Here is a 10,391-nt window from a genome sequence, read left to right on the forward strand (position 1 = left end):
ATCATGCTCCCAGTTCCTGGCGCTGACGGCGCAGGTGCGCAGGCAGCTCCTTGTAGACGTCGTCGAACATCGAGGCCGGCGACGGAATCCGGTCGTCGGCCAGCGTGCCGAATTTCTCCGCTTCCTTCTGCGCGGCGATCACCTCGGCCTCGAGCTCGGCCGTCAACGCTTCGTGCGCGCTGTCCGACCAGATGCCCTTGACGATCAGGTGGCGCTTGAAGCGTTCGACAGGATCGCCGAGCGGGAAATGGGACCAGTCGTCGCTCGGCCGGTACTTGGTCGGATCGTCCGACGTCGAATGCGCGCCCGCACGATAGGTCACCCACTCGATCAGCGTCGGGCCGAGATTGCGGCGCGCACGTTCGGCCGCCCAGCTCGACGCCGCGTAGATCGCGAGGAAGTCGTTGCCGTCGACGCGCAGCGACGCGATCCCGCAGCCGACGCCGCGCCCCGCGAACGTCGTGCCCTCACCGCCCGCGATCGCCTGGAACGTCGAGATCGCCCACTGGTTGTTGACGACGTTCAGCACGACCGGCGCGCGGTACACATGCGCGAACGTGAGCGCGGTGTGGAAGTCGGATTCGGCCGTCGCGCCGTCGCCGATCCACGCGGACGCGATCTTCGTGTCGCCCTTGATCGCCGACGCCATCGCCCAGCCGACCGCCTGGATGAACTGCGTCGCGAGGTTGCCGGAAATGGAGAAGAAGCCCGCGTCGCGGTCCGAGTACATCACGGGGAGCTGGCGGCCTTTGAGCGGGTCGCCTTCGTTCGACATCAGCTGGCAGATCATGCGCTCGAGCGGCACGTCGCGCGCGATCAGGATGCTCTGCTGGCGGTAGGTCGGGAAGCACATGTCGCCGTCGCGCAGCGCCATCGCATGCGCGGTGCCGATCGCCTCTTCGCCGAGGCTCAGCATGTAGAAGGAGATCTTCTTCTGGCGCTGCGCGATCATCATGCGCGCGTCGAAAATGCGGGTCTTGAGCATCGCGCGCAGGCCGGCGATCAGCCGCGCGTCGTCGAGATCCGGTGCCCACGGGCCGACCGCCTTGCCGCTGTCGTCGAGCACGCGCACGAGGCTGCGGGCGAGATCGGCGGTGTCCGCCGCGGCAACGTCGATCGGCGGGCGGCGAACCGCACCGGCCGGCGATAGATGCAGATAGGAAAAGTCCGTCTTGCAGCCCGGGCGCCCGGTGGGCTCCGGCACATGCAGACGCAATGGCTCTGACAGGCTCATCGTGTCGTCTCCACGCTCGATTGTGTCTCACGCTGTTTGGGAACGCGCGACCGGTTGCCGGCCTGCGCGTGGGCTGACGGGCGGATAAGCACGTCAACCTTCAAAATTTATGCCCTGCGGCGACGGACGTCGATGCCCAAGCCGCTCGATCGCGGTGAGCAGATTTGCCATGACGGGCGTCGGCGGGTCATCGGCACGGCAGGCGGGGTAAACCCATGATGCGTTTGCGGCGCTGCGGTACCCGGCACGCAGCGCCGGGGCATCGGCGCCGGCCGGATCGGCGCACCCGGGCTGCATGACGACACGAAGCAAAAGACCCCGCGAAATCCTGGAGATCCGCGGGGTCTTTTGTCATCCGTTCGGGCGTGTCAGCGCGCCCTGGGCGATCGTTGCAGCGTGCGACGGATCATGCGTCGGGGCGAAACAGGTCGAACCGGCTGTCGGGCTTGACGTGCACGTAGGCCGACGGGCCGCCCGCGCGCAGAATGATGCCGGCGCCGAACGTGTCGAAGAGGCCGTCCTTCAACAGATCCTGCCGGATATGAACGGCGACGACCTCGCCGAGCACCAGCGACGCCGGCGTTTCCACGCCCTGGTGATCGCGCAGGCGAATCACGTCGGTCACCTTGCATTCGAAGTTGACGCCGCTTTCCGCCACGCGCGGCACGTCGACCAGACGCGACGGCACGGCGGTCAAGCCGCCCAGCTCGAACTCGTTCACGTCGTACGGCACCGCGGCACACGTCTGGTTCATCCGCTCGGCGAGCTCGCGCGTCGCGAGGTTCCATACGAACTCGCCGGTCTCCTGCACGTTGCGCAGGCTGTCCTTCGCGGCGACGCTCGAAAAACCGATGATCGGCGGACGGTAGTTGAATGCGTTGAAGAAGCTGTAGGGCGCAAGGTTGACCGTACCGTCGCTGCCGCGCGACGAGATCCAGCCGATCGGGCGCGGGCCCACGATCGCGTTCAAGGGATCATGTGCAAGGCCGTGGCCTTGCGACGGTTCGTAATAGTGGTGGGTCGAATCGGTCATGACGAGCGGTCTTGCGGGATGCAAACTGCGTGGGATTCCATCGGCGCATCACACGTGCCGATGACGGTAACGGCGTTCAGTACGACGTGCGCGGCCAGTATCACACGGCGTCGCATTCGCTGCCTCGAAGGGCCGCTGGACGCAGACGAACCGCAAGGCGAAGTCGCACGGGTCGAACGACCGGACAAAGGCAGCGCGACAACGGCAACGTTCCACGCTCACGCGCGTCCGGACACACCAAAAACAAAAAACCCGCGAGCGCATGGCTTCTCGCGGGCTTTCGTACCGTCATCGAATCGCGCTGAAAGCGATCGTGGTGCCGGGGACCGGACTCGAACCGGCAAGCCAGTTAAGGCGGCGGATTTTCGTCACACTGCTTCTTTCAAAGCCGGCGTCGCGGATGCGATGCCGTTCGTGCGCTGGACTATGCCTTCACCGTCGCGCGCGGGCGTGCCTGCTGCCCATGCGCCTTAGGCGCCCCCCGTCTAGTCTCTACACCTTCCTCGCGGATGCCGCGAGGCTTGGCTCGGCGTTGCCTCGATGCGCGCATCAGGGGTTTCGCCGAATTTGAAGGGTTCTGCACCGACCGTTTCCGGCCGGGCACTCAATCTTTTAAGTCCGCTATGTTTACCAATTTCATCACCCCGGCAAGAGGGCGGACGCGATTCTACCATTGCTTGCGCATGCGTTCCCTTATTCTGCGCCGCCGCATGGCGACATCTCCCGGCGCCGCACGGATTCATCCCGTGCAATCGACGCCGTAACGGCGCCGCCCGCGATTTTCTCCTGCGCCGCAACATCCCCGATACAATCGAACCCGCGTCGTCCGGCGGCCCCCCATCCGTCCGATGTTTGTGTCGTGCTTTTTTGCGAAACAGGCATCGCTTGCGTCATCGCGAAGTCACAAACGTTTTCGATAATTTCCCTGCCGAAAACGTTTACATCGCGCTAGTTAATGACCTCGACCATCAAGGACGTCGCTGCCCTCGCGGGCTTCTCGATCGCCACCGTCTCGCGCGCGATCAACGCACCGCATACCGTCAGCCCCGCCACGCTGCAGACCATCCGCACCGCGATCGACACGCTGCAATTCCGTCCGAGCCCGCTCGGCCGGCAACTGCGCGGCGAGCGCACGCGGCTCGTCGGCGTCGTCGTGCCGACGCTGTCGAACCCCGTGTTCGCCGACTGCCTGCAAGGCATCGACGAGCTCGCGACCGCGGCCGGCTTCAAGCTGATCCTGATGACGACCGAATACGACGCGGCGCGCGAGCGTCACGCGATCGAGACGCTGCGCGAGCAGCGCGTCGAAGGGCTGATCCTCACCGTCGCCGACGCGGACACGCACCCGCTGCTCGACATGCTCGACCACGAAGGCCCGCATTACGTGCTGATGCACAACGACACGCAGCGCCGCCCGTCGGTGTCGGTCGACAACCGCAGCGCCGCCTATGACGGCGTGCGCCTGCTGACCGCGCGCGGTCACCGCCGCGTGCTGATGCTGGCCGGCTCGCTCGCCGCGTCGGATCGCGCACGCCAGCGCCATCTCGGTTATGCGCAGGCACTCGAGGAAAGCGGCGTCGCCACGCTGCCGCCGGTCGAAGTCGACTTCAACGCGCCCGAGCTGCCTGATGCGGTGCTCGCGCATCTCACCGCACACGCGACGCGCCCGACCGCCCTCTTCTGCAGCAACGACCTGCTCGCGATGGTCGTGATGCGCGGCCTGCGCCGCGCGGGTTTCTCGATCCCGGACGACCTGTCGGTGCTCGGCTTCGACGGGATCGCGATCGGCGAACTGCTCGCGCCGCCGCTCGCGAGCATCGCGACGCCGAACCGCGACATCGGTCGCCACGCATGGCAACGCCTCGTCGAATGCATCGGCGGCGCGGCAATCGAACGGTCGTCGCTGATCCTGCCGCACGTGGTGCGCGACGGCGCAACCGTCGCACCGCCGGCCACCGACCTGCAACTGCGCAAGGCCTGAACGCGCGCACCGCCCCTGACCGCCTCACCCCAGCGCCTCACCCCAGCGCCTCACACTCGCCCGGAGACCTACCGTGTCCTTTCGCCTGACCTCGCTGCTGCGCGCGCTCGCAGCTCCCGTCGCCTGCGCCGCGCTCATCGCCGGCGCGCCCGCTGCCCACGCCGACGAAACGGCGATCTGCTACAACTGCCCGCCCGAATGGGCCGACTGGGCCGCGCAGATCGCGGCGATCAAGCAGAAGACCGGCATCCGCGTGCCGTTCGACAACAAGAACTCGGGCCAGTCGATCGCGCAGCTGATCGCCGAGCAGAAGAGCCCGGTGGCCGACGTCGTCTACCTTGGCGTGTCGTCGGCGTTCCAGGCGAAGGACAAGGGCGTGATCGCGCCGTACAAGCCCGCGCACTGGAACGACATCCCCGCGAACCTGAAGGACCCGCAAGGCTACTGGTTCGCGATCCACTCGGGCACGCTCGGCTTCTTCGTGAACAAGGACGCGCTCGACGGCAAGCCGGTGCCGCGCTCGTGGGCCGACCTGCTGAAGCCGGAATACAAGGGCATGGTCGGCTACCTCGACCCGTCGAGCGCGTTCGTCGGTTATGCAGGCGCGGTCGCCGTGAACCAGGCGCTCGGCGGCAGCCTCGACAACTTCAAGCCGGCGCTCGACTGGTTCCGCAAGCTGAAGGCGAACGCGCCGATCGTGCCGAAGCAGACCGCGTATGCGCGCGTGCTGTCGGGCGAGATCCCGATCCTGCTCGACTACGACTTCGATGCGTATCGCGCGAAGTACAAGGACAGCGCGAACGTCGAGTTCGTGATTCCTAAGGAAGGCACGATCGCGGTGCCGTACGTGATGAGTCTCGTGAAGGGCGCACCGCACGACGCGAACGGCAGGAAGGTGCTCGACTTCGTGTTGTCCGACGAAGGCCAGAAGCTGTGGGCCAACGCGTACCTGCGCCCGGTGCGCGCACAGGCGCTCGGCGCCGACGTCGCGTCGAAGTTCCTGCCGGCGAGCGAATACGCCCGCGCGAAATCGGTCGACTTCGGCAAGATGGCGGCCGGCCAGCAGGCATTCGGCCAGCAGTACCTGCAAGTGATGCAGTAAGTGGCAGGACGCAACCGATGCTCGACCTGACTTTCCCGCTGCGCTGGCGCGTCGCGCTCGTCGCGCCGGCGCTCGCGGTGTTCGCCGCGTTCTGGCTGCTGCCGATGGCGGCGCTCGTCCGGGTGTCCGCCGACGGCGCATTCTTCCCGCACTACGCGGCCCTGCTCGGCAATGCACGCTACATGAAAAGCCTCGGCGAGACCGTCGCGCTCTCCGCGGGCGTCACGCTCGCGACGCTCGCGCTGTCGACCGTCTCGGGCCTCCTGCTCGCGCGCCGTGAATTCACGGGCAAGCGCGTGCTGCTCGCGCTGCTCACGTTCCCGCTCGCGTTCCCGGGCGTCGTGGTCGGCTTCATGGTGATCATGCTCGCCGGCCGGCAGGGGCTGATCGGCATGCTGTCCGCGAAGCTCACGGGCGACAAGTGGGTGTTCGCGTACTCGGTCGCCGGGCTGTTCGTCGGCTACCTGTATTTCTCGATTCCACGCGTGATCGTCACCGTGATCGCGGCCGCGTCGAAGCTCGACGCGTCGCTCGAGGAAGCCGCGCGCTCGCTCGGCGCGTCGCCGTGGCGCATCTTCGTCGACATCGTGCTGCCGGCGCTCGCGCCGGGCCTGATCGCCGCGGGCGCGATCTGCTTCGCGACCGCGATGGGCGCGTTCGGTACCGCATTCACGCTCGCCACCGACCTGAACGTGCTGCCGATGACGATCTACACCGAGTTCACGCTGAACGCGAACATCGCGACGGCGGCCGGCCTGTCGATCGTGCTCGGCATCGTCACCTGGGCCGTGCTCGCGCTCGCGCGCCGCTTCACCGGTCACACCGCCGCCGCCGCGGCCTGAGGATTCCCGCATGCAATCGCTTTCCGGCTCTTCCGCACCGTCGCCTTCGCCGGCACCTGCTCCCGCGCAGGCGAACGGCATCGCCCGCCGCGCGCCGCGCGTCACCGGCGCGCGCATGATCGCCGCGCTGCAATGGGGCGTCACGCTGCTGCTGTGCGCGTTCCTGATCGTGCCCGTCGTGATGTCGGTGCTCGCGGGCCTCACCGTCAACTACTTTCGCGGCCTGTCGAGCGGCCTCACGCTGCGCTGGCTGGAACAAGTGTGGCAGCAGTATCACGGCTCGGTCGCGCTGTCGCTCTACGTCGCGTTCGCGACGCTCGCGATCGTGCTCGTCGTCGGCGTGCCGGCCGGCTATGCGCTCGCGCGCAGCAAGCACCGCGTCGCACGCGCGATCGAGGAGGCGCTGGTGCTGCCCGTCGCGCTGCCCGGCCTCGCGTCGGCGCTCGCGCTGCTGGTCGTCTACGGCGGCTTCACCGCGTTCCGGATGAGCCTGTGGTTCATCGTCGCCGGCCACGTCGTGTTCACGCTGCCGTTCATGGTGCGCGCGGTGGCAGCCGTCGCGGCCGGTGCCGACCTGCGCACGCTCGAGGAAGGTGCGGCCAGCCTCGGCGCATCGTTCGTCACGCGCTTCGTCACGATCGTGCTGCCGAACCTGCGCCCCGGCATCGTCGCGGGCGCGCTCGCGGTGCTCACGCTGTCGATCGGCGAATTCAACCTCACGTGGATGCTGCACACCCCCGACACCAAGACGCTGCCGGTCGGCCTCGCCGATACCTATGCGTCGCTGCGCCTCGAAGTCGGCAGCGCGTACACGATCCTGTTCCTGCTGATGACGCTGCCGCTGCTCGTCGCGATGCAGTGGCTCGGCGTCGATCCATCCGGCACGCGTGCGCTCAAGAAGCGCCCGCGCTGAATTTCTCGCAGACATGAAACTCGATTCCACTCCCATCACCCTGACCCGCTGCGCGAAGACCTTCCGCGGCACGCGCGTGCTCGAACCGCTCGACCTGTCGATCGGTGCGGGCGAAACGCTCGTGCTGCTCGGGCCGTCGGGCTGCGGCAAGACGACCACGCTGCGTCTGATCGCGGGCCTCGACACGCCGGATGCCGGCGGCACGATCGCCTTCGGCCATGACGACGTCACCGCGTTGCCGATCGAGCGCCGGCAGGTCGGCATGGTGTTCCAGAACTACGCGCTGTTTCCGAACCTGACGGTGCGCGGCAACGTCGGCTACGGGCTGAAGATTCGCAAGACCGAGCCGCGCGCGCTGCGCGCGCGCGTCGACGAGCTGCTCGCGATGATGCGGCTCGACGCGCATGCGGACAAGCCGGTCGACCAGCTGTCGGGCGGCCAGCGCCAGCGCGTCGCGCTGGCCCGCGCGCTGGCGGTGCGGCCGCGCGTGCTGCTGCTCGACGAGCCGCTGACCGCGCTCGACGCGAAGCTGCGCGACGTGCTGCGTCGCGAGATGAATGCGCTGCTGCGCGAGCTCGGCGTGACGACGGTCTACGTGACGCACGACCAGGCCGAAGCGATGGAGCTCGGCGACCGGATCGTCGTGATGGGCGCGGGCCGCATCGAGCAGATCGGCACGCCGCGCGACATCTACTACCACCCGGCGAACCGCACGGTCGCGCAGTTCATCGGCACGCTGAACCGGCTCGCCGGGCAGTGGCGCGACGGCACGCTGGTGACCACGGGCGGCGCGGTCGCCACGCCGCACGCGGCCGACGAATGGTTCTTCCGCCCCGAGGATGCGCAACTCGCCGATCCCGCGCATGCGCCGCTGCGCGGCGCGGTCAGCGCGTGCGCGTTCCTCGGCGAACGCACGCGACTCACGATCGAGCACGCGGCCCCCGATGCGCTCGTGATCGACGTGCCGGGCCGCATCGCGCTCGCACGCGGTACAGCGGTCGGCCTCGCGATCGCACCGGAAGGCCTGATCGCGCTCGGTGCGTAATCCATCGTTCGGGCATCATTCATGCAGCCCCCCACCGCGACGCGCGACGCCGCCGCGACAACAACCAGACGATTCCGAGGAACGACGATGCTGCTTGCTCAAATCAGCGATCTCCACATCAAGCGTCCGGGCCAGCTCGCGTACCGGCGCGTCGACACGGCGGCCGCGCTCGCGCGCTGCATCGACAGACTGAACGCGCTCGTGCCGCGCCCCGACGCCGTGCTCGTCACCGGCGACCTCACCGACTTCGGCCACGATGAAGAGTACGGCAACCTGCGCGGGCTGCTCGCGGCGCTCGAGATTCCGTACTACCTGATGATCGGCAATCACGACGACCGCGCCGGGCTGCGCCGCGCGTTTGCCGATCGCGCCGAGCTGCAGGATGGCGAATTCGTGCAGTACGCGCTCGACGTCGGCACGGTACGCGTGCTCGCGCTCGATTCGCAGGTGCCCGGCGCAAGCTACGGCGACCTGTGCGACGCACGGCTCGCGTGGCTCGCCGCGCAGCTCGACGCCGCGCGCGACCGGCCCGTGATCGTCGCGCTGCATCACCCGCCGTTCGCGGCCGGAATCGGCCACATGGACAAGCTGCGCCTCGCGCCCGCCGCCGCCGCGAAACTCGACGCGTTGCTGCGCGCTCATCCGAACGTCGAGCGCGTGCTGTGCGGCCACGTGCATCGCACGATGTTCACACGCTTCGGCGGCACGCTCGCGTCCGCGGTGCCGTCGCCCGCGCATCAGGTCGCCTTCGACCTGCGAACCGACGCGCCGTCTGCATTCCGGCTCGAGCCGCCGGCGTTCGCGGTTCACCGCCATGCGCCCGATACGGGGATGACGTCGCATCACGTGTATGTCGATGAAGGCGCCGGGCCGTATCCGTTCTACGAGCCGACGGGCGAGCTGGTCGATTGACGGGGTGAAGCGCGCGCGATGACGGGCGGAGGACGGCCGGTTTGCCGGTTTGCCGGTTTGCCGACTTTGCCGGTCCGCCGCGCGCCCGGCAGGATTCACGCCGCTCCGGTATGATCGGCAGCCTTGACCGGCGCCCCGCGCGCCTGCGCACCCGATGCGTGCGCCGCGCGCCGCGCCGCCCCACTCCGTCCGCGCAGCCATGTCCACCGCCCCCACCGACCATCCGACCGACGCCGCCTCGCCCCACTATTCGCGCAGCCTGCTGTTGCTGCTCGCGACGATCGCGGGCGTATCCGTCGCGAACATCTATTACAACCAGCCGCTGCTCGACAGCTTCCGCTCCGCGTTTCCCGACGGCGCTTCGTGGATCGGCGCGGTGCCGACCGCGACGCAGCTCGGCTATGCGGCCGGCATGTTCCTGCTCGCGCCGCTCGGCGACCGCTTCGACCGCCGCCGGCTGATCCTGATGCAGATCGCCGGCCTGTCGGTCGCGCTGATCGTCGCGGCCGCCGCGCCGTCGCTGGCCGTGCTCGCCGTCGCGAGCCTCGCGATCGGCGTACTCGCGACGATCGCGCAGCAGGCCGTGCCGTTCGCCGCCGAGATCGCGCCGCCGGCCGAACGCGGGCACGCGGTCGGCACCGTGATGAGCGGCCTGCTGCTCGGCATCCTGCTCGCGCGCACGGCCGCCGGCTTCGTCGCCGAATATTTCGGCTGGCGCGCGGTGTTCGCCACGTCGGTCGCGGCGCTCGTCGCGCTCGCCGCCGTGATCGTGCTGCGGCTGCCGCGCAGCTCACCGACGTCGACGCTGTCGTACGGCAAGCTGCTCGGCTCGATGTGGCATCTGGCAGTCGAGCTGCGCGGGCTGCGCGAGGCGTCTTTGACGGGCGCCGCGCTGTTCGCGGCATTCAGCGCGTTCTGGCCCGTGCTCACGCTGCTGCTCGCCGGCGCGCCGTTCCATCTCGGCCCGCAGGCAGCCGGCCTGTTCGGGATCGTCGGGGCGGCGGGCGCCCTCGCGGCACCCTACGCGGGCCGCTTCGCGGACAAGCGCGGCCCGCGCGCGATCATCTCGCTCGCGATCGCGCTGCTCGCGCTGTCGTTCGTGATCTTCGCGCTGTCAGGCTCGAGCCTAGTCGGGCTCGTGATCGGCGTGATCGTGCTGGACGTCGGCGTACAGGCCGCGCAGATCTCGAACCAGTCGCGCATCTATGCGCTGAAGCCCGAGGCGCGCAGCCGCGTGAACACGGTGTACATGGTGTGCTATTTCATCGGCGGCGCGCTCGGCTCGTCGGCCGGTGTAGCCGCATGGCACGCGTTCGGCTGGATCGGCTT

At 68.6% G+C, this 10,391-nt stretch carries 9 protein-coding genes; 7 read left to right on the forward strand and 2 right to left on the reverse strand.

The annotated features are described in order from the left end of the window. Window position 1 precedes the first annotated feature (1 nt). A complete protein-coding gene (locus ABY44_RS09670; protein ID WP_027787930.1) occupies window positions 2-1,234 on the reverse strand; it encodes a 3-methyl-2-oxobutanoate dehydrogenase (2-methylpropanoyl-transferring) subunit alpha in 1,233 nt (410 codons plus the stop codon). Between the two features lie 406 nt (window positions 1,235-1,640). Continuing rightward, window positions 1,641-2,267, reverse strand: a complete 627-nt coding sequence (locus ABY44_RS09675; RefSeq protein ID WP_060086530.1) for a flavin reductase family protein — start codon at window positions 2,265-2,267, stop codon at window positions 1,641-1,643. A 955-nt stretch (window positions 2,268-3,222) separates the two neighbouring features. Between ABY44_RS09675 and ABY44_RS09680 the strand changes: the two genes are divergently transcribed. The 7 genes from ABY44_RS09680 to ABY44_RS09710 all read left to right on the forward strand — a co-directional run. Continuing rightward, on the forward strand, window positions 3,223-4,248 hold the full coding sequence (locus tag ABY44_RS09680; RefSeq protein ID WP_027787932.1) for a LacI family DNA-binding transcriptional regulator: 1,026 nt from the start codon (window positions 3,223-3,225) through the stop codon (window positions 4,246-4,248). Between the two features lie 73 nt (window positions 4,249-4,321). Beyond that, the gene (locus ABY44_RS09685; protein WP_021159576.1) at window positions 4,322-5,350 is read left to right on the forward strand and encodes an ABC transporter substrate-binding protein; all 1,029 of its coding nucleotides are present in this window, start codon (window positions 4,322-4,324) and stop codon (window positions 5,348-5,350) included. Window positions 5,351-5,367: 17 nt separating this feature from the next. Beyond that, window positions 5,368-6,192 carry an ABC transporter permease gene (locus ABY44_RS09690; protein ID WP_059695522.1) on the forward strand — a complete coding sequence of 275 codons (825 nt, stop codon included), beginning with the start codon at window positions 5,368-5,370 and terminating at the stop codon, window positions 6,190-6,192. A 10-nt stretch (window positions 6,193-6,202) separates the two neighbouring features. Beyond that, entirely contained in the window at window positions 6,203-7,105 is a 903-nt protein-coding gene (locus tag ABY44_RS09695; protein ID WP_027787934.1) for an ABC transporter permease, read from the forward strand. Window positions 7,106-7,118: 13 nt separating this feature from the next. Beyond that, entirely contained in the window at window positions 7,119-8,150 is a 1,032-nt protein-coding gene (locus ABY44_RS09700; RefSeq protein ID WP_060173785.1) for an ABC transporter ATP-binding protein, read from the forward strand. Between the two features lie 87 nt (window positions 8,151-8,237). Then, complete coding sequence (locus tag ABY44_RS09705; RefSeq protein WP_060173784.1) at window positions 8,238-9,062, forward strand: phosphodiesterase; 825 nt, start codon at window positions 8,238-8,240, stop codon at window positions 9,060-9,062. Between the two features lie 199 nt (window positions 9,063-9,261). Beyond that, on the forward strand, window positions 9,262-10,391 hold a 1,130-nt coding region (locus ABY44_RS09710; protein WP_431641151.1), incomplete at its 3' end, for an MFS transporter.

The organism is Burkholderia sp. ZZQ-2, assembly GCF_050768715.1.
GTDB classification, from domain to species: domain Bacteria; phylum Pseudomonadota; class Gammaproteobacteria; order Burkholderiales; family Burkholderiaceae; genus Burkholderia; species Burkholderia cepacia.